We start from the raw sequence: 17,698 nt of genomic DNA, 5'->3' as shown, positions 1-17,698 counted from the left end.
CGAACGCATCGCGGCGCGCTTCCCGTAGTTTCAAGGAAATTCGCCCATGTTCGGTGGCCTCGCCAAATCGCTGTTCGGGTCGTCCAACGACCGTTACGTCAAGTCGCTCGGGTCGATCGTCGACAAGATCAACGGCTTCGAACCCACGTTGACCGCCATGTCCGACGCGGAACTGGCCGCGCAGACCCCGAAGTTCCGCGAGCAACTGGCGAACGGCGCCAAGCTCGACTCGCTGCTGCCCGAAGCCTTCGCGACCGTTCGCGAAGCCGCGCGCCGCGTGCTCGGCATGCGCCATTTCGACGTGCAGATGGTCGGCGGCATCGTGCTGCACCGGGGCGAGATCGCCGAGATGCGCACCGGTGAGGGCAAGACGCTGGTCGCGACGCTCGCCTGCTATCTGAACGCGCTGCCGGGCGAAGGCGTCCATGTCGTCACCGTCAACGACTATCTGGCGCGGCGCGACGCGGCACAGATGGGGCAGGTGTACGGCTTCCTCGGCCTCACCACCGGCGTGATCGTGCCGAACATCGCCGATCACCAGCGGCGCGAAGCCTATGCCGCCGACATCACCTATGGCACCAACAACGAATTCGGCTTCGACTATCTGCGCGACAATATGAAGTTCGACCGCGCGTCGATGACGCAGCGGCCGTTCAACTTCGCGATCGTCGATGAAGTCGACTCGATCCTGATCGACGAAGCCCGCACCCCGCTCATCATCTCCGGCCCGACCGACGACAAGTCGGACCTGTACCGTTCGGTCGACGAGATCGTGAAGCGCCTGTCGCCGGACGATTACGAGAAGGACGAGAAGCAGAAGTCGATCGTCCTGACCGAGGACGGCACCGAAAAGGTCGAACGGATGCTGGAGGATGCCGGCCTGCTGGTCGGCGCTAACCTCTACGACTTTGAGAATACGCAGGTCGTGCATCACGTGAACCAGGCGCTGCGCGCGAACGTGATGTTCAAGCGCGACACCGACTACATCGTGAAGGACGGCAAGGTCGTCATCATCGACGAATTCACCGGCCGCATGATGGACGGCCGCCGCTGGTCGGACGGCCTGCACCAGGCCGCCGAAGCCAAGGAAGGCGTGACGATCGAGCCGGAGAACCAGACGCTCGCCTCGATCACCTTCCAGAATTATTTCCGCATGTATCCGAAGCTGTCGGGCATGACCGGCACGGCCGCGACCGAGGCGCCGGAATTCTTCGACATCTACAAGATGAACGTCGTGTCGATCCCGACCAACGTGCCGGTGCGCCGCGTCGACGAAGAGGACGAATTCTACAAGACGCTGGACGACAAGTTCCGCGCCATTGCGAAGAAGATCCGCGAACATGCGTCGCAGGGGCAACCGGTGCTGGTCGGCACGGTCTCGATCGAGAAGTCGGAACTGCTGTCCGAATTCCTCACCCAGGAAGGCGTCGATCACAAGGTCCTGAACGCCCGCTATCATGAATCCGAAGCGCATATCGTGGCGCAGGCGGGGCGGCTGGGCGCGGTCACGATCGCCACCAACATGGCCGGTCGCGGCACCGACATTCAGCTGGGCGGCAACCTCGAATTCCGGATGCTCGACGAACATCCGGACCTGGTCGAGGGGACGAGCGAATATGACGCCGCCGCCGCGCGCATCCGGGCGGAGATCGTCGAGGAAAAGCAGAAGGTCTTGGACGCCGGCGGCCTGTTCGTGCTCGGCACCGAACGCCATGAAAGCCGCCGCATCGACAACCAGCTGCGCGGCCGTTCGGGGCGTCAGGGCGATCCGGGCCTGTCGCGCTTCTATCTCTGCCTCGACGACGACCTGTTGCGCATCTTCGGACCGGACACGCTGTTCGCCAAGATGATGCGCAACAATATCGAGGATGGCGAGGCGATCGGCAGCAAGTGGCTGAGCCGCGCGATCGAAACCGCGCAGAAGAAGGTCGAGGCGCGCAACTATGACGTGCGCAAGCAGGTCGTCGAATATGACGACGTGATGAACGACCAGCGCAAGGTCATCTACGAACAGCGCGCCGACATCATGGACGCCGATGCAGTGGGCGATGTCGTGGTCGACATGCGCCACGCGGTCGTCAACACCATCGTCGGCGACGCGGTGCCGCCCGACAGCTATCCCGAACAGTGGAATGTCGAGGGGCTGCGCGAACAGGCGCAGGAGCTGCTGGGCGTCGACGCGCCGGTCGCGGAATGGATCGCGAACGAGGACGGGCTGGACGCCGAAACCCTCGAAGAGCGCATCCGCGCCGAAGCCGATGCGCTGGTTGAGGCCAAGTCGGCCGAACTGGACCCGGAAAGCTGGACGCAGATCGAAAAGTCGATCCTGCTCCAGACGCTCGACCATCATTGGAAGGAGCATCTGGCGATGCTCGACGCGCTGCGTGCTGTCATCCACCTGCGCGCCTATGCCCAGAAGACGCCGATCAACGAATATAAGCAGGAGGCGTTCGCGCTGTTCGAACGGATGCTCGGCAGCATCCGCGAGGACGTGACCCGCACGATGGCCCACGCCAACTTCAATTTCCAGGTTCCGCCCGAACTGCCCGAGCTGCCCGATTTCCTGACGATGCACATCGACCCGCTGACCGGCGAGGACGACAGCTGGGGCGGGGAGGGCACGCCGGGCCTCATCACCACCCGCGTGCCGATGCTGCAGATGGCCGCACCGCAGCCCGACGAGGATCTGGGCGACGATCCCGCCAGCTGGGAAGGCCGGGTCAGCCGCAACGCGCCGTGCCCGTGCGGGTCGGGCCGCAAGTACAAGCACTGCCACGGCGCGCTGGTGGCGTAACCACTACCTCGACCGCGAAAGACGTATCCCCGCGCAGGCGGGGATCCAGGGTTACGGGCGATGGCGCTTGCGGCTCTGGATCCCCGCCTGCGCGGGGATACGTTTGTCAGCTAGGCGAAGTCCCGGTCGTCTGTTGGTGACCCAACGCTCCCCCCGGTCACCCCGGGCTTGACCCGGGGTCCCGCTTCTTTTTCTTCCACGCCGGCAAAGAAGCGGGACCCCGGATCAAGTCCGGGGTGACGATGACGGCTGGTGGCGCCGCTAGTATCGCAACTGTCCCCAGCTTGAGTTGGAGCGACATGATACGGGCACAACGAAAAAGGCCGCCGCTCCCCATCAGGAACGGCGGCCTTTCCGCATTCAGCCGGTAGCTTACGTTACCGGCGCGGTTCCGGCTCCATCACGCTCGGCCCCAGGCTCTGCAACACCGCGCGGGCGTCGAAGGCGCGGACATTGTTGGCGGGCTTCGGACCGCGACCCAGCACGATTTCCGCCATCGCCTCATACTTGTCGACGGTGCGGATATCGACCGAGCGGTCGAAGAACGGATCGCCCCAGAACGGGTCCCAGGTACGCCAGCCGAACGCCGGACTGCGATAGCGCCATGCCGGGCCCCAGCCGCCCCAGCCAAAGCCCGCACCCCATCCGCCGAAGCCACCGACACCCGGCGTCGAATAGGTCCGGCTACGCAGATTGGTGTCGCGATCGGCCATGATGAAATAGTCATAGCCGCGCTCCAGCGTCAGCTGCGCGGCGCGGTACAGCAGATACCGCTCGACCGTCTCGCGCGACGTCAGGCTGTTGCCCGAAAAGCTGACCTGGTAGCGGTTCGGCTCGATCTGCTGGTCGCTATAGCCATTGCGATAGAAGCCCGAACCCGACGCGGGCTGATAGGGGGTAGGCGTGGCGCAGGCCGCGAGCGCGAGCGCCCCGACCAAGGTGGCGCCGATCGCGCGAAGGCGGGCACGGGACATAGGGTGCAGCAACATCAGTTTCTCCAATGCCGCCATGGTTCCCGACCGATGGCGTGTCTTCCTGCCATTTCAACGAACGGTCGCCGGTTCGGGTCCGTGGGACGGACCGACGGACCGTGCACGAGTTGAGATTAGCGGCGGCTGAACGATGACCTGTTCGCATTGCATACAGGGCGGGCTGCCGCCGCCACAAGACGAGGCCGGGCTGGGGTCGCGTTCGCGGGTGGTTGTCGATACGCTGCCTTCGGGACGCGATGCGGGGGCAGGAATGGCCGATAGCACGAACGACGATATCGGACGCATCTATTGGGGCTATGGCATCGGGTTGCTCGCGCTGGCGTGGTTCAGCGCGCCGCTGATCCGCTATGCCGATGCCGTCGCGCTCGCCCGCTGCGGCGTCTGCGCCTTTCTGGTCATCCTGACGCTGGAGCGTTCGCACCGGGCGCATAGCGCGGTGGTGCGACAGGTGGCGCGCGGCGCGTTTTTCGGGACGGCGGCGATGACGGTGCTGTTCGCCGGGCAGCTGTTCTTCGCGGCGCGAACGATGGCGCGGGATAATGACCGGCGCTGTGCGGTGATCGAAGGCGAGCTGTTGCGCGCTACCCCGCGACGGGACGATCTGGCCGATATGTTCCAGGCATTCGGCTGTCGCCCGCAAAGCAGCGCGATGCCGCGACGGCCGTAAACGGGCCCGCCCCCGGAAGGGAAAATCCAACAATTTCCGGGGGTGTCGCTGGCTCCCTGAGTAGGATTCGAACCTACGGCCGCTCGATTAACAGTCGAGCGTAAATCGTGCGTTTTCAATGCGCGTGTGCACATGTTCACGCTTCTACCCGCCGTTGCCGCCCCTCAAGGGCACTGGATTTGTCAAAATGGCGGCTGGCGTCGAAAGCTGCGCGCGAATCGGCGTCTGCAACGCTCGACAAAGGCTCGCCAATGGGCAACGATTGAGGCCATGGAAAGCGGCCGGAGAGGGCAGGGAATGGTCAGGGTCGGCGCGCACGGGGAGGCTCATGCTTGACCACCGCAACGCCCGCCGAGGTCCGTGCTACACTGGTCGCTCTGGCCGCCGAACGGGGCGAGAGCCTGTCCGCCCTGTCGCGGCTGATCGGCCGCAACGTCGCCTACCTGCAGCAGTTCGTACACCGGGGCACGCCGGAGTGGCTGGACGAGACGGACCGGCTGGTGCTGGCCCAGCACTTCCAGGTGGACGAGCGTCGGTTGGGGGCGAGAGACCCATGGGCGCCAGCCGGCGGCGATCAATGAGGCTGCACAGCCGGTTGCATGTCGAGGCTACCATCGTTGCCGCGATGATGCTCGCGGGTTTGGTCGCCGGAGTGGCTCGCCTGTTTTGAGGTAGGCACTCATTCCCGCCATGCGCCGGACTGCCGCAACTGGCGGACGATGCCGTTGAATGCGGCGGTCACGGTCTGCGCCCTGCCGATCTCGTGACCGCCGGCCCCGCCCTCCCAATAGGATACGAGCGGCCAGCGCTCCCGGCAGTACGGTAGGAGGCAGCGCAACGCCAGCCGCACCGCTGGCGTGTCGACGCGTCGCTTGTCGCTCTCCGCAACGCCGGCGCGTAGAACGGCAACTGCCAGTTCGATGATGACTCGTTCATGCCTGCGCATGCTCGTATGGAACGCAACGAGAACACGAAGGCAATGATTCGATATGGCCTGCCGCCTCTGCACTGCGAACGATCGGGACGCGCTCATCGAGTTTCTGGCTGAAAAGCTGTGGGACAGCCGAATGGGCGAGTTCGAGACCCCAACGCCGTGGAGCGAGGCCGGCCCGACTTGGCAGGGCAAGTTCCGCGAGATGGCAGTTAGCGCGGCGCTGGCACTCGAACACTGACGCTAATGCGGGCAGTCCGCCCGCAACGGCTGGCCGGCAGCTGCAAGCACGGCGCATTGCAGTCGAACAAGCTGGGCGCGAATACCTCCTGCCACGTCCAGCACGTCCAGCTGCGACCCTAGCGCGGCCGCGCCGTCCTGCCCGCCGTCAGCGCTGCGGCGCGGCTGGGGCAGGGTCGCCGGGCGTGACAGGAGATGCGCCGGGATCGTTGCCGTTGGCGATGGCCGTAGCGCGCTCGACGAGCCGCACCCCGTCAGCATCGACGCACAGATTGCGATACACAGGGCGTTCGGTGATGGTGTTCGTTTCACGGTAGATCTCCCGGACCTTCTCTTGGCGGTCGGTTTCCTTGGCAGCGCCGGCCGCCTCGGACGCGGCAACGAGAGCTTCGCGCTTGTCGCGCTCGGCCTTCACCGCCTTCTCGACCGCTGCCTGCTTACCGTCGGCGATAGCACGTCCGTCGCGCCTGCCGGCGATGTAGGCGGCGGCGAGCAACGCCACCGCCACGACGGCGCCGACGATAGCGAGGTAGGGGCGGAGCGCGGTCATAGCCGCGCGTACTCGCCTTTGGCGTCGAAGCTCGGGCAGGCCTTCGCTACCTTGGGATAGTCCCGATGGCCCTTGATGACCGCGCCGGGATGGGTCTGCTTTAGTGTCCGCAGCAGGTCGACCATTGCCGCCTTCTGTGCTGTCGTGCGGGTGTCCTTGGGCGTCTTACCGTCCGCAGCAACGCCGCCGACATAGACGATGCCGACGCTGTTCGCGTTGTGGCCTGCGACGTGCGCGCCGACCAGTGCCTTGGCGCGGCCGATCTCGATTGAGCCATCCAGCGCAACGAGGAAGTGATAGCCGATGTCGCTCCACCCTTGCGCCTTGTGCCATGCCCGCACGTCCGCGACGTGGAAGGGCTGACCCTCGCGGGTCGCGGTGCAATGGACCGCGATCGAAGTGATCGCGCGCGCGATCGGCGCGGACGCGGCTGCGCGCCACGCCGGGGTTGCCGTCGTCATTTTGACCTTGCCTTTCGAAGATGCCGCCTACCCGGCGGCGAGGATCAATCCGGCTTCGCGTCGGGCGCGAACGGGCCGGTGGCGCGCTGCACCCACGTCAGCGCGATCGAGATGATGCCGGCCCCCAGCGCGCCGATCCCGGTGCCGGTCATAAGCGCCCACAACGGCTCCGGCCGCTGCGAAATGACCAACCCGGCGGTAAACAGCAGCGACAGCACCGACACCGGCACGTCGACGGTCCAGCGATGTGCTTTCCGCTCCGTCTGGACGACGTAGAAGCGGACGGCGATGCAGGCGCACAGCGCCGCGATCATGCTTCCCGCTTCGAACGGGTAGCCCAGGAAATGCCAGATGGTTGGGACCGAAGCCTGCACCGTCGCCCCCTTGTCCATTGCCGCGACCGTCGCGACCGGCACCACGGCCCCCGCCGTCGCCAACAGCCGCCCGATCATCGCGTCGCCACCACGCCGATGGCCGCCGCCACCGACAGGCCGACGATCGCCGCGGGCCGCCACAGCAGCGGCAGCTTCGTCCAGAAATCGAGCGGGTGGGGCTTGCGGCGTAGCTGGTACACGACGCCCGGCGCTGACAGATAAGCGATGGCCAGCCCGGTCAGGCCGAACGCGACCGCGACCGGATCGATCATCCGCTGCAACAACAGCAGCGCGCCCGTGTCATCGGGCCGCAAGGGGTTCCACCCCCACAGCACGACCGCCGCGCCGCCGCTGCGCAGCCCGATCCCGGTCGCGAAGCACAGCACCATACCGCGCCATACCGTCACCGGATGGCTCGGCCGGTCGCAGCGCCGCCGCCGCCATATGTGCCGCACCAGATCGACGGTCATCATCAGCGCCAGCACGAAGGCGGCGGTCATCATCGCCAAATTGACGACGACCAACCAGCCTTGTCCATCGAAGCTGGGCGGCGCGACGGTCGCTGGGCCGCTTGCAACGGCTTTAGCAGCGTAGCTTTTCGCCTGGGCGAGCAGGGTCATGCGGACGCGCTCCCGCGCGCGCGGTTGAGCGTGGTCATGGCACCAGTCCTTTCGATTGACAATTGTTCGCTACCGGGGCGCAGCGGCGTGTCTCACCCCTTGCGACGTAAGGCTTTGCGGCGCAGAATCGGGGAATGCTTCAGGTGGATGCTTCTAACGTGCTCGGCCTCGGCGCACGGCGATTAGCAGAACATCTGCTACCAGCATTGCAGCGGATCGCCGGTGATATCGAGATCACGCGAACTCAACATTCGGCCATTCCCCGTCCGCTTCTTCGGCTCCTATCCTGTCTTAGACAGGACGCCCGCACAGGCACCCTACTGGTGTTGGGGGATATCCCTCTACGCTATTCTGGTAAGCAGGTCGTGTTCGTGCAGAACGCGCATCTCATCCCAAATTCGGAAACGCCAAGCCGCCCCCAGCAGATCAAGAACCTTGTCTCCCGCTACCTTTTCAAGCGCAATATCAGGTTCGCCGATGCTTTAATCGTGCAGACCGAACACATGCGGGCAGCCATCGAAGAGCATTACCCTACGACCCGCGGGAAGATATCGATAGCTCGGCAACCGACCGCATGCGTCGACGGCACGACGCGCCGAGAATGGCGAGGCGGAAAGCTACGCCTCTGCTACCCAGCTGCGCCTTATCCGCACAAAAACCACGCAATTCTCACTTCTGCTATGCAACTGGCGGGATCGCATGGCCTTGTCGAAGACATCGCAACAACGCTCGATGGCGAGCGACCTTCTGGAGATGTCGCGGCGATGTACTCGGCGGCAGATGCGTTGGTTTTTCCATCGTTTACAGAAAGCTACGGTTTGCCGCTCGTAGAGGCGATGACTATCGGCATGCCGATTGTAGCAGCCGACCGCCCCTACGCCCGCGAGCTATGCGGTGCAGCGGGCATCTATTTCGATCCGCTTTGTCCGGAAGCTCTTGTGGTGGCATTGCGCCATCTGAAAAGTCGCCTTGATGATGGCTGGACACCTGATTGGTCGACACAACTGGCGGCGTTGCCAAAAGATTGGGACGACGCCGCCTACGCATTCTGGCGCGTCATCCAGCGAGACCAAGAGCCTTCAGATGAGCGACAACGTCTGCCACAGACGCGGCCGGGTGAAGAAACGCAACGGGAATGGGCGCTTTCCCGCTGAACCCAAGCTTTCCATCGGATGCTGAAATCATCGGACCGCCGGCGAAGCGAATTGAGAACGGCTTCGTCCCGTATTTATAGATGCTAGACGCGTCGGTGTCGCCGCCCGGGAGCAGGTCAACGTCGCGCGCGAAGATACAATCGTTCGCGGTTGGCACCGACACCGAATGACTGAGACGGAAACTAGTCCTGGTGCCAGTGAAGTCGCCGGTCGCCGTTACCGTATCGTATGCCCGATGCGTCGAGGTGTCCTCAATACTACCAATAGAGCCGCCGACGATCACGCTGCGCGCCGCTTGAATACGGAACATGACGTTCTGTTCTGGCGCCCGCACACCCATAAGCAACACACTCGCTAGCCCGGTTATATTGACGGAGCGTTCGTTCGCGAGAAAGACACATCCATTCATAGCAATTTCTGTATTAGCAGCAGACCCAAAGACGGCCGTTCCTTTGTTGCCTTCAAACCAGCAATTGTTGAAGGTAACGATAGCATCGCCGACTTCCTGCGCCATGGCGGCGCCAAGCTTCACAACACCGCTTGTCCAATCAGCCGGCGTACCGTTGGACTCGAAGTCCACGGTGTCGAACACCACGCCATTTGCTTGGTCGATATCAACGGCGAGTGCGCTACCGCGAATTTCACCACCAGTGAATTTGATCAAGTTCGAATATATACTGGCATCGCTTGCGCGCGTACGGAAGCCCCTAGCGTTACCGCGCAGCGTGACATCGTTAGCCAGCCAAATCAGGCCGCCGACATTATCGAGCCCTAGACCAAACCCGCGCACATTCACTCGGTTCAACGACATCCGGGCGGTATTGACGAAGCGGATGCCTACACCGACCGTGTCACGAAAACCGTTATCGATGCGCAAATCCTCTAGCACCGTATAATTGTCCACCTCGTCTGTTGTGATGGTCAACGCAGGCTCATCACTGTTCGCGCGCTTACGGATCACCGAAATATCCTTGCCATCGCCAAAAATGTGCAAAGGCAAACCGGATGGCACGTCGAGTGTAATCGGATTGGTCTGATAGATTCCGCGCGGGAAGTAGACCCTAGCGCCCGTCTGCATAGCGAAAGCGAAAGCAGCTGCCAAAGCCTCGGTATCGTCGGTGACAGCGTCGCCTTTTGCGCCCCCAGCGAATCGCCCGTCCCGCACCGAGATGGTGTCGTCCAACTTCTGTTGAACGGTACGACCCCGATACCCAATCAGCCCCGCCCCGCCCGGCCCTTCATACGCCGCCTTGCTGGCATAGCGCGCCTGCTCGATCGCAGCGCCAGATACCTCGCGATACAGGATGGCGTAGGTCGACGCCCCGTCACCGACGACCGTGAAGAACCCGCCTTCCGCGGTCGCGGCGAGGCCGGCAGCGACCGTTGGGAACAGATTGGACGCCGCAACGGCGCCCGACGCAGCCAGATCGGCCCGATCGGCCTCCCCGCTCGCCAGCGTGGCTGCTGCGACAGCCCCGCTTTCCGCGCGGCGCGCACGGGCAACGAGAGGAGCAAGGGTGTCAGCGCCGTCGATCTTGATGACGCGTGCGCCGTCGAAGCGGAAGGGTCCGGCCATTAGTGGGTCGCTCCTGGTACGATGATGAAAGCGCCTTCGACCCACCGTCGCTTGCCGAAGTCAGGCATGGTGATGTGCAGGTCGTAGGCGAGACTGATTTCGTCGCCCGGCTCGGTGCCATTGGCTGGGAATGGCAAAAGCCCTTCCAAGGTCGTCTCATTGATGCGGATTTGCACGATGCTGGTCGGCAGTTCTCCGTCCCATTCGACGTCCAGCGAAATGCCCTGCGCGTTCGACGCGGCATTGCTGAGCGCCACAAGCGCAGCGCCCGGCGCATCGGGGTACAGGCGAACCTCCATTGCGAAGGAGGCCCCGGTCATGTCCAGCCCCTCGAATGGGAATAGCTCGACCATCGGCGCCCAGCGATACGCACGCAGATCTTCGCGCGCCGGCTTCATGCCTGCGTTCCCATGGCAATCTCCATTTCGGTCAGTTAAGGCGCAGCAGCCAGTTGTCGAACGAATAGCTGGCCAGTGCCGTGATGGCTGGCAGCGTCAGATCAACGGTCAGTTCCCGTGGTTTCCTTCATACCTGGTTCGCCTCCGCCTGCTTGTTGTGGCTGATGAGACGACGTCCTGCACCGTCGACCAGCACGTAGGTCGCGGCATCGGCAACCGTCAGCGCCACGACACGCCCGCTACCGGCCGGCTTGCCGATCACGTCCGACCGCGACCAGCCATTATCCCACCACAGATGCGACGGCGAGGTGAGCGGGCGATCGTCGACAGCATAAAGCGGGCTGTCGAACACCCGCGTGAAGGTGACCAGATACGCGCCCCACTTGCCGGTGCCCAGGTCTGCTTCCCGCTGCGACCAGACCCACATGCCGGCTTCTATCTTGCCCGCTTCGATCGTGTCGCCGGGTCCGGTGCGATCGGTATTCGCCAGCAGAATGCGCGCGGTCACGATCGGGCATCCACCGCCACCATAGCCACCGCCATTGTCGCCGCCCGGAGCCGTGGGGTAGGTCGGATACGTCCCATCGGCGTTCGACGTGGTCGTCTCGCGAATGATGACGTAGCGATCCGATGCCACCTCATTGAGCGCCGGCGCCGGCACCGCGACGAACGTCGAGTTGTCCAGATCCCAGAGCACCAGATAGACCGAAGCAGCAGTCAGGCCGGTGATCGTCTGCGCTGGGAACGTCAGCACCCGGCCATCATCGATCGTCGCTTCGAACGTCTCAATCGTGATCGTCGTGTCGTCGCTGTCGACCGGATACGCGACCGACTGCCGCACGATCAAATGGGCGGCGCGGTTCGAAGGCGGTAGAGAATAGTCACCCGGCACGTCCGGCCGATCGACGTACGGCACCGGCGGCAGCGTACCAGTCCGGGCGAACACGCGACCATGCTTCGTCGGGTCCTCCGTCCTCATGGTCATCGGCACCATCCCCGTTGCAGGGTCAAGCGAGCGCTTCAGCAGGATCATCTGCTTGCCCGACAGGCCTGTCTCGTCCGCGTCGATCGTCACGCAGTCACCGGCGCGAAATCCGATCCAGCGCAGCTTCAGCGGCATCGTGATCGGCCCAGCCTCGCGAGCATTCTCCAGGTCATAGCCTGCAAGCTCGACCGTCTGCTGCACGTCGTCGCTACCTTCGACCTGCACCAGCCCGTAGGCGATTTCCTTCGTCCGCTCATCGCCATCCTTGGCGAGCATCGCGGCGTCACGGACAACCTCGCCCGGCACGACCTCCCAGAAATGCGCCTCGCTGCGATAGGTCGGGATGATGCCATTGACCCTATCCCGGCGCGGCTGTGTCTTCGGCGCGCTGATCTCCCCGACGATGTCATCGCGCCCGATCGTCGCGATTGGCACGCGCGGGGCGTTGACCATGCACGACAGGGTCGCCCCATCCTTGATCGGTTCGCCGCCGCCGGCTTGCAGGATCGATTTCAGCACCTGCCACTTGTCGTCGCCAGTCGAGACTTCGCCGCCGCACGTCCACCCGTTGAAATCGGCGACGTTCGCGCCTTCGACGAACCGCGAGACCTCGATATTGCGGATATGAATGCCGACGCCAGCCACACGGACGCCGTTCGCCTTCCACCCGATCGCCCAAGTCAGACCGACGACATAAGGGTTCTTGCTGAACGCCCAAGTCGTCTGATCGAACCATCGTTGCGGGCCGCTACCGCCAGGGTACGTGCTATCCAGTCGCGGATCGTAGCAGCGAACGCCTCGCGTGACCCAGAGCATCCCCGGCTCGGTCATGAAGGTGCCCTTGCCCTTGCTGTCATAGCGAAGGGTCGTCTGCACCGCCGCGAGGCTGGATAGCTTGTGATCGGCGGTCCAGCCTGGCTTATTGCCGACACCGGTATTCAGTGCCGCCGGTTCAGGGCACAGGCCAAGCTGGCGCACCTCCCACAGCCAGCCAGAGAAAGGGGCGTTGGCTGCCGCACCCGTAAAGGTCAGCGGTTTCTTGTCGGCATAGCTCGCCTCGATCGCGTCGATCGGGCCAGCACCGCTTAAGACAGTCGTCAGCGTCTGGTACTGGTTCTTGTCCGCCTCGCCGCTGCCCTTGCGATAAACGATGTTCCCCGCGCCACCAGTGCGGCCGAAGCGGATCGGGATCGGTGCGCGCGGATCGGCAGACCAGTCCGTCTGTGTGCCGCCACCCGTGCCGCCGGTACGTGGCGACAGCAGCCCGACCGCCAGATTCGACCCGATCGCAATGGCGCTTGCCACAGCCACCGCAGCCGCGCCCGATGCCACCCCCGCCGCTGCCACGCCCGCCGCCAGCAGCGATGTGCCACCCGAAGGAATGGCCGCAGCCACGGCGATGACGACGGCTGCGATCTTCGCCACGCGCATCAGGCTCTCCACGCAGCGATTGGAGAGGCGAAGGGCTGCATTACGCTAAGCCCATCGTTTCCCTCGGAATAACCCATTACACGGCCGTCACCGAGTGCGATGCACAGCGCGCCGAAAACGTCGCTTTCGCTCTGCAATTCGACCACATCGCCCATGATGACCTGCGCCGGCATGATCCGGGGCAAGGTCGCGTCCATCATGTCGGCCAGATTGCTCCAGCCCCGCTCGGTCAGCGCGGCCTTGGCGCTAAGGGCCGACCGGAAGCGCGGCATGGGCGGCACCGAATGACCCATCGCAGCGACATGCCGGCGTACCATGTGAACGCACGTCGCGGCCTTGCACCAGTCAAAGGGCTTCGGCGTGAAGTGATCCATCGTAGCCTGCGTCACATCGCGGCGCTGGTGCATCTTCATATGCGCACCCCGCTTGGTGTCGACTGGCCCCAATAGACCGGATCGGGAACGCCAGTGATGAAGTCGAGGCCCAGCTCGCCGGGCCAGACGCGCTTGTGGAAAGCGGGTGCCAGGCGCACGCCTTCCTCATTCTCGAAGAACCGCTCCATCCCGCCGACACAGTCGAAATCGACGCGCAGCGACGCCTGCGGGATGACCAGCGTCGGCACGTCGATTTCACCGTCGAACAGCAGCAGCGGTTCGCCGATCACGATGCCGCTGTCGGTATCGATCGCGCCTATCCAGAAACGGACCCGCACGCCCTGCATGTCGTCGGTCGCGACCATCTCCGGATCGGCATCGGCCGGCGGCAGCAGCGAGAAGCTGAAGCTAGGAGCCTCATCGCCCGCACCGTCCGAATAGTCGTCGATCCCGTCCCAAGTACCCCAGACCGGGTGCGCGCCGATGAATATTGCGGGCGCGCCGTCGACCATGAAGGTCGCTGTACCCGACCCGTCCAGTAGCAGAGCGGGATCGCCGTCGAAGTCCACCCGCAGCGCAGCGAAGATCAGCGCGCGATCGCCAGCCAGCGCGGCATCGAGCGCGGGGTGCAGAGCGGTCATGCCCTCTCCACAATCGTAAAGCCCAGCCCCACCGTGCGGCTGCGCTCCAGCGTCCATTCGTAGCCGTCACCCGACAGCCAGCCTTCGATGACCGGCTTCGACAGTTCGACCGCATCACCAATCGACAGCGGCGAGCGCAACAGCACGTCGACCGGCACCGATCCCGCCCCGCTGCCGTCCAGCACGACCTGTGCCGTGGCGCAGTAGAGGTACGACCGGCCGGCATGAGTGACGGACAGCCATTGCCCCTCGCGCACGGTGTAATAGGCGGTAGCACCCGTGATCGGGATCAAGCGCCCCGATGCCGTCGCCGCGCTGACGGTCGGACGCCCACACGGCCCCGGCTCGAAATCGACCTGCGGAAAGGCGATGCGTCCGCCCTCCTGCTTTGCCAGCAGCAGCCGGGCGATCCAGCGTCGGCCATCCGCCTCCACCCGCATGGGCGGCATCTGAACGTCAATTGCGTGGCGGCTGCCGAGGCGGTCAAGTCGCTGCGTCACACCGCCCAGCGTTGGGGTCAGTTCCGAGCCCCATTGCAGGAGGCGGGGCGTCGCGCCGGCGATGCGGATGCCGGTCAGGTCGATCATCGCGTTCCCCGGCCCATGGTGTTGCGATAGGACTTCATGTCGCGCCGCTTGCTGTCGATCGAGACGGCGGTCGCCTGCGTGTTCGCCTCGTCGCGGATCGTGGCACGGAACATCGGGCCCTCGTTCACATCGATGGCCACGCGCATGAACTGCGCCGATCCGTTGTCATTGCTGGGGTTAGGGTGAATGTACCCCGACCGGGTCGCCGTGAACAACTCTGGCCCCCGCTCGCCGACCATGTACGTCCGACCCGCACCCACCGGCCCGCCTTCCGCACGGAAACCCCCAAAGTCGAAGGTCTTGCCGTTGGACTTGCCGAACAGGCCTGCCCCGCCGAGTGAGAAGAACGCATCGGCGATCGAGGACAGGATATCGACGAAGTCACCGCCCTTGATGGCGCCGACGAGACTTTGCAGCGAGTACATCGCACGACGAGCCATGTCTTCGAACGAGGCGGCTGCATCGTCGTTGGCTTTGCCCAGTCCGCCGAGCACCTCTTCGATATCCCCGACCTTGATTTCGATGTCGCCAACGTCCGGCAACCCCAGGTCTTCGTCGTTCGGCTCTCCGATCACGTCAGCGGCGGTAGGCTTGCCGCCTAGCTCGCGCGCATACTCGTCACGCAGACGCTTGATCGCCTCGGCCGCTTGCTGAGCAGGCAGGATGCCGGCCTTCACAGCGGCGTTGACCGTCTCGATATCCGCGGCCAATCGGTTCTCACGTGCTTCGGCCGGATATAGCCGATCTAGGATTGGCGAGAGGCTCGCCGCCAGCGCGCGGAAAGCCTGATCGGTCTTGCTGATCGCTCCGGTCGCCGGCGCCACCATCTCCTGATCGAGCCGGCGCATGTGCTGCCCGATCTCGTCGACCATGTCCGGAATATAGCTGTGACCGACAACCGCATCGTAGAGACCGAAGAACTTGTCGTTGATCCACTGGATCTTCTCGGCCGCGCTGGCCCAGATCGCGTTCAGCTTGTCGCCGAGCCACGTCTTCACACCGGTATACAGCCGCTGCATGGATGTGACCGCGCTGGACGCCATCCGTACGAATGCGGCATCAAAGTCCGCCGCCCATTTCTGAACCCCCAGCAGCCACGCATCGATCCGTGCGACCGACTCCGTGAAGTTCCGCTCAATGCTGTCGAGAAACTCGGGCTGCGAGGGAATGCCAAGACGGCGGTCCATCGCGTTCACGCCGTCAGTAAACTGCTTGATATTGGCGTCGGTCTTGGTCGCCCAGTCCTGCATGCGCGTGGCGACATTGTCGATCCAGGGCCCGATCTTGTCCCAGTTCTTGTAAGCCGCCACCACCGCAATCGCGCCGATAGCAATGGGGCCAAGTGCCCCGGCAATGCCGACCAGACCGGTGCCGCCTGCCCCGGTTGCTGCCGCGCCCGCTGTCCCGATTAGAGGGGCCAAACGGGCCAATAGCGGCGAGAACATTTTCACCATGCTGCCGACGCCGAACACTACCGGCCCGACTGCTGCGGATACGCCACCGATGGCCGCAGCCAACTTAAATGCTTCCGGGTGGGCCTTTGCGACCCACTTCGTCCATTCTGCGACCTTAGTCGCAAGATTGGTTAGGGTTTCGAGCAAGCCACTATCGACGACGGCGATTGTCAGCGCACGGAAAGATTCCTGCATCTGCTGCTGAGCGGCAGTGTACCGCTTCATGTTTTCTAACTGCTCGGGCGATATAACGGCAGCATTCTTGCCGAGGTCGCCCATTGCCTTGCCATTGTCGCGAAGCAAAGGAAGAAGGCGGGTCGCGTCGTCCGCGATTGCCTCCATGTAGAACGTCATTTCAGCTTGGCTTACGCCGGCCTTCTCCAAGCTGCTCACGTATAGTTGCAATGCGTCTGGACCAGATAGACGCTTAAATTGTGCAGCGGTGACGCCAACTTTAGGGGCGATTTTCTCGAAGAAGTCCTTCATCTCGCCACCGCCGGTGGCCATGAAGTCGCCTACTTTGTCGTTCACGTCCTTGTAGATGTCGGACAGCTTGTCGCTTTCAACGCCAACGGATTTTGCTGCGTAGGCCAGACGCTGAAACTGGCTGGTGGACGTGTTGGCGAGTTGCGCCATCGCCTGCAATTCAGGAGCCGACGCCGCCATCTCGCGGGCGGATGCTGCGAACGCAGTACCGATGGCGAGAACCGGCGCCGTGATGCCCGCCGACAGCTTGCCGCCGATGCTCTGCATGCGGTCGCCAACGGCCTTGAAGTGCCGCTCCGTCGCCTTCAAGCGCTTCTCAGCCTCACCTGCGCCCTTCTCGAACGCGACGCTATCGAAACCTAAGACGTACTTCAGATAGCCGAGGACGACTTCGCTTCCAGCCATGGGACCGTCCTCCTAGAATGAGCGCTTCATCTGCTAGAATCGGAGCGCACGATGTTTGCTATTTCGATATTCTTGGCTGTCGCCGCGATCAGCCCCGCCAAAAAAGCGGCGATCCAAAAGCACATCTCAACAGGGTTACTCGACAGCAAGTCGGCGCGCTGGAAGTGGCCGGCACAGCAGGCGGACAAAGATGTCTACTGCCTGTGGATCAACGGAAAGAACCGCTTTGGAGCTTACACAGGCTGGAAGCAGTATTACGTCAAGTTCAATGGCCCAAAGCTAGAATACGCCGTGGACAATCTTCCTAACTTTTTCACACGCGAAGATCGCTGCGTGACAGCCGGCTACGCCTCAACACCCCCGGACTAAGCCCGGTGCTGAACCCGGCGCTGCACCGGGGTTATTGTCGCCTTGCCCTGCTCGGCCAGCTGCTTGAACATCGCCAGTACCGCGCCATTGTCCGCTGCCGGGTTGCGTCGGTTCAGATAGTGTTTGAGCGGGCGCAACCGCCTCTCCCGGCTGAACATCGCGGTCTGGTGGGCCAGCGTAATCATGCGCTCTTGCTGGCCGATCGCGCG

The 17,698-nt window shown here is 63.8% G+C and carries 20 protein-coding genes; 6 read left to right on the top strand and 14 right to left on the bottom strand.

Annotated features, from left to right (window positions below; translation table 11 throughout):
* Window positions 1–46: 46 nt before the first annotated feature.
* The gene (gene secA, locus AVT10_RS06130; RefSeq protein WP_066689410.1) at window positions 47–2,794 is read left to right on the top strand and encodes a preprotein translocase subunit SecA; all 2,748 of its coding nucleotides are present in this window, start codon (window positions 47–49) and stop codon (window positions 2,792–2,794) included.
* 377 nt (window positions 2,795–3,171) lie between these two features.
* On the opposite strand, the gene AVT10_RS06125 is transcribed toward secA, so the two are convergent.
* Entirely contained in the window at window positions 3,172–3,783 is a 612-nt protein-coding gene (locus tag AVT10_RS06125) for a CC0125/CC1285 family lipoprotein (protein ID WP_232307899.1), read from the bottom strand.
* A 253-nt stretch (window positions 3,784–4,036) separates the two neighbouring features.
* Here AVT10_RS06125 and AVT10_RS06120 point away from each other — a divergent pair, with 253 nt between their 5' ends.
* The gene (locus AVT10_RS06120) at window positions 4,037–4,453 is read left to right on the top strand and encodes a hypothetical protein (protein ID WP_066689408.1); all 417 of its coding nucleotides are present in this window, start codon (window positions 4,037–4,039) and stop codon (window positions 4,451–4,453) included.
* Between the two features lie 332 nt (window positions 4,454–4,785).
* Window positions 4,786–5,034: a hypothetical protein gene (locus tag AVT10_RS06115; RefSeq protein WP_066689407.1), complete on the top strand. Its 249-nt coding sequence runs from the start codon at window positions 4,786–4,788 to the stop codon at window positions 5,032–5,034.
* Between the two features lie 98 nt (window positions 5,035–5,132).
* Here the strand turns inward: AVT10_RS06115 and AVT10_RS06110 are convergent, their stop codons facing one another.
* On the bottom strand, window positions 5,133–5,399 hold the full coding sequence (locus AVT10_RS06110) for a hypothetical protein (RefSeq protein ID WP_066689406.1): 267 nt from the start codon (window positions 5,397–5,399) through the stop codon (window positions 5,133–5,135).
* Window positions 5,400–5,442: 43 nt separating this feature from the next.
* Between AVT10_RS06110 and AVT10_RS06105 the strand changes: the two genes are divergently transcribed.
* The gene (locus tag AVT10_RS06105; RefSeq protein WP_066689405.1) at window positions 5,443–5,625 is read left to right on the top strand and encodes a hypothetical protein; all 183 of its coding nucleotides are present in this window, start codon (window positions 5,443–5,445) and stop codon (window positions 5,623–5,625) included.
* A gap of 147 nt (window positions 5,626–5,772) precedes the next feature.
* Here the strand turns inward: AVT10_RS06105 and AVT10_RS18130 are convergent, their stop codons facing one another.
* From AVT10_RS18130 to AVT10_RS06085, 4 genes are read right to left on the bottom strand one after another with little or no spacing between them, the layout of a single operon-like run.
* Window positions 5,773–6,174, bottom strand: a complete 402-nt coding sequence (locus AVT10_RS18130) for a hypothetical protein (protein WP_066689404.1) — start codon at window positions 6,172–6,174, stop codon at window positions 5,773–5,775.
* Window positions 6,171–6,635 carry an N-acetylmuramoyl-L-alanine amidase gene (locus AVT10_RS06095; protein ID WP_066689403.1) on the bottom strand — a complete coding sequence of 155 codons (465 nt, stop codon included), beginning with the start codon at window positions 6,633–6,635 and terminating at the stop codon, window positions 6,171–6,173. Before AVT10_RS06095 ends, AVT10_RS18130 begins: the two co-directional genes overlap by 4 nt.
* A gap of 44 nt (window positions 6,636–6,679) precedes the next feature.
* Window positions 6,680–7,087: a hypothetical protein gene (locus tag AVT10_RS06090; RefSeq protein ID WP_066689402.1), complete on the bottom strand. Its 408-nt coding sequence runs from the start codon at window positions 7,085–7,087 to the stop codon at window positions 6,680–6,682.
* Window positions 7,084–7,629: a hypothetical protein gene (locus AVT10_RS06085; RefSeq protein ID WP_232307897.1), complete on the bottom strand. Its 546-nt coding sequence runs from the start codon at window positions 7,627–7,629 to the stop codon at window positions 7,084–7,086. The genes AVT10_RS06090 and AVT10_RS06085 overlap by 4 nt, the downstream gene beginning before the upstream one ends.
* Window positions 7,630–7,787: 158 nt before the next feature.
* On the opposite strand from AVT10_RS06085, the gene AVT10_RS17705 reads away from it, so the two are divergent.
* A complete protein-coding gene (locus AVT10_RS17705; protein ID WP_232307896.1) occupies window positions 7,788–8,783 on the top strand; it encodes a glycosyltransferase in 996 nt (331 codons plus the stop codon).
* Here AVT10_RS17705 and AVT10_RS06080 read toward each other — a convergent pair.
* From AVT10_RS06080 to AVT10_RS06050, 7 genes are all read right to left on the bottom strand, one after another.
* The gene (locus tag AVT10_RS06080) at window positions 8,686–10,359 is read right to left on the bottom strand and encodes a glycosyl hydrolase family 28-related protein (protein ID WP_066689401.1); all 1,674 of its coding nucleotides are present in this window, start codon (window positions 10,357–10,359) and stop codon (window positions 8,686–8,688) included. The genes AVT10_RS17705 and AVT10_RS06080 overlap by 98 nt on opposite strands.
* Entirely contained in the window at window positions 10,359–10,757 is a 399-nt protein-coding gene (locus tag AVT10_RS06075) for a hypothetical protein (RefSeq protein WP_066689400.1), read from the bottom strand. Before AVT10_RS06075 ends, AVT10_RS06080 begins: the two co-directional genes overlap by 1 nt.
* Before the next feature lie 127 nt (window positions 10,758–10,884).
* Complete coding sequence (locus AVT10_RS06070) at window positions 10,885–13,173, bottom strand: hypothetical protein (RefSeq protein WP_066689399.1); 2,289 nt, start codon at window positions 13,171–13,173, stop codon at window positions 10,885–10,887.
* A complete protein-coding gene (locus AVT10_RS06065) occupies window positions 13,173–13,586 on the bottom strand; it encodes a DUF6950 family protein (RefSeq protein ID WP_066689398.1) in 414 nt (137 codons plus the stop codon). Before AVT10_RS06065 ends, AVT10_RS06070 begins: the two co-directional genes overlap by 1 nt.
* Entirely contained in the window at window positions 13,583–14,188 is a 606-nt protein-coding gene (locus tag AVT10_RS06060) for a hypothetical protein (protein ID WP_066689397.1), read from the bottom strand. The genes AVT10_RS06065 and AVT10_RS06060 overlap by 4 nt, the downstream gene beginning before the upstream one ends.
* The gene (locus tag AVT10_RS06055) at window positions 14,185–14,775 is read right to left on the bottom strand and encodes a hypothetical protein (RefSeq protein ID WP_066689396.1); all 591 of its coding nucleotides are present in this window, start codon (window positions 14,773–14,775) and stop codon (window positions 14,185–14,187) included. The genes AVT10_RS06060 and AVT10_RS06055 overlap by 4 nt, the downstream gene beginning before the upstream one ends.
* Window positions 14,772–17,120, bottom strand: coding sequence for a hypothetical protein (locus AVT10_RS06050; protein ID WP_066689395.1), 2,349 nt, complete (start codon window positions 17,118–17,120; stop codon window positions 14,772–14,774). The genes AVT10_RS06055 and AVT10_RS06050 overlap by 4 nt, the downstream gene beginning before the upstream one ends.
* A 51-nt stretch (window positions 17,121–17,171) precedes the next feature.
* Between AVT10_RS06050 and AVT10_RS06045 the strand changes: the two genes are divergently transcribed.
* A complete protein-coding gene (locus tag AVT10_RS06045) occupies window positions 17,172–17,489 on the top strand; it encodes a hypothetical protein (protein WP_066689394.1) in 318 nt (105 codons plus the stop codon).
* On the opposite strand, the gene AVT10_RS06040 is transcribed toward AVT10_RS06045, so the two are convergent.
* Complete coding sequence (locus AVT10_RS06040) at window positions 17,486–17,674, bottom strand: hypothetical protein (protein ID WP_066689393.1); 189 nt, start codon at window positions 17,672–17,674, stop codon at window positions 17,486–17,488. The two genes, AVT10_RS06045 and AVT10_RS06040, sit on opposite strands and share 4 nt — an antisense overlap.
* Window positions 17,675–17,698 lie beyond the last annotated feature (24 nt).

The organism is Sphingomonas hankookensis, from assembly GCF_001619955.1.
Taxonomy (GTDB): Bacteria; Pseudomonadota; Alphaproteobacteria; order Sphingomonadales; family Sphingomonadaceae; genus Sphingomonas; species Sphingomonas hankookensis_A.
This window is presented reverse-complemented; position numbering and strand designations above follow the sequence as displayed.

Coding starts and splice junctions, on each gene's coding strand:
- secA (WP_066689410.1), top strand. CDS start 47: ATGTTCGGTGGCCTCGCCAAATCGCTGTTCGGGTCGTCCAACGACCGT.
- AVT10_RS06125 (WP_232307899.1), bottom strand. CDS start 3,783: ATGTTGCTGCACCCTATGTCCCGTGCCCGCCTTCGCGCGATCGGCGCC.
- AVT10_RS06120 (WP_066689408.1), top strand. CDS start 4,037: ATGGCCGATAGCACGAACGACGATATCGGACGCATCTATTGGGGCTAT.
- AVT10_RS06110 (WP_066689406.1), bottom strand. CDS start 5,399: ATGCGCAGGCATGAACGAGTCATCATCGAACTGGCAGTTGCCGTTCTA.
- AVT10_RS06105 (WP_066689405.1), top strand. CDS start 5,443: ATGGCCTGCCGCCTCTGCACTGCGAACGATCGGGACGCGCTCATCGAG.
- AVT10_RS18130 (WP_066689404.1), bottom strand. CDS start 6,174: ATGACCGCGCTCCGCCCCTACCTCGCTATCGTCGGCGCCGTCGTGGCG.
- AVT10_RS06095 (WP_066689403.1), bottom strand. CDS start 6,635: ATGACGACGGCAACCCCGGCGTGGCGCGCAGCCGCGTCCGCGCCGATC.
- AVT10_RS06090 (WP_066689402.1), bottom strand. CDS start 7,087: ATGATCGGGCGGCTGTTGGCGACGGCGGGGGCCGTGGTGCCGGTCGCG.
- AVT10_RS06085 (WP_232307897.1), bottom strand. CDS start 7,629: ATGACCCTGCTCGCCCAGGCGAAAAGCTACGCTGCTAAAGCCGTTGCA.
- AVT10_RS06080 (WP_066689401.1), bottom strand. CDS start 10,359: ATGGCCGGACCCTTCCGCTTCGACGGCGCACGCGTCATCAAGATCGAC.
- AVT10_RS06075 (WP_066689400.1), bottom strand. CDS start 10,757: ATGAAGCCGGCGCGCGAAGATCTGCGTGCGTATCGCTGGGCGCCGATG.
- AVT10_RS06070 (WP_066689399.1), bottom strand. CDS start 13,173: ATGCGCGTGGCGAAGATCGCAGCCGTCGTCATCGCCGTGGCTGCGGCC.
- AVT10_RS06065 (WP_066689398.1), bottom strand. CDS start 13,586: ATGAAGATGCACCAGCGCCGCGATGTGACGCAGGCTACGATGGATCAC.
- AVT10_RS06060 (WP_066689397.1), bottom strand. CDS start 14,188: ATGACCGCTCTGCACCCCGCGCTCGATGCCGCGCTGGCTGGCGATCGC.
- AVT10_RS06055 (WP_066689396.1), bottom strand. CDS start 14,775: ATGATCGACCTGACCGGCATCCGCATCGCCGGCGCGACGCCCCGCCTC.
- AVT10_RS06050 (WP_066689395.1), bottom strand. CDS start 17,120: ATGGCTGGAAGCGAAGTCGTCCTCGGCTATCTGAAGTACGTCTTAGGT.
- AVT10_RS06045 (WP_066689394.1), top strand. CDS start 17,172: ATGTTTGCTATTTCGATATTCTTGGCTGTCGCCGCGATCAGCCCCGCC.
- AVT10_RS06040 (WP_066689393.1), bottom strand. CDS start 17,674: ATGATTACGCTGGCCCACCAGACCGCGATGTTCAGCCGGGAGAGGCGG.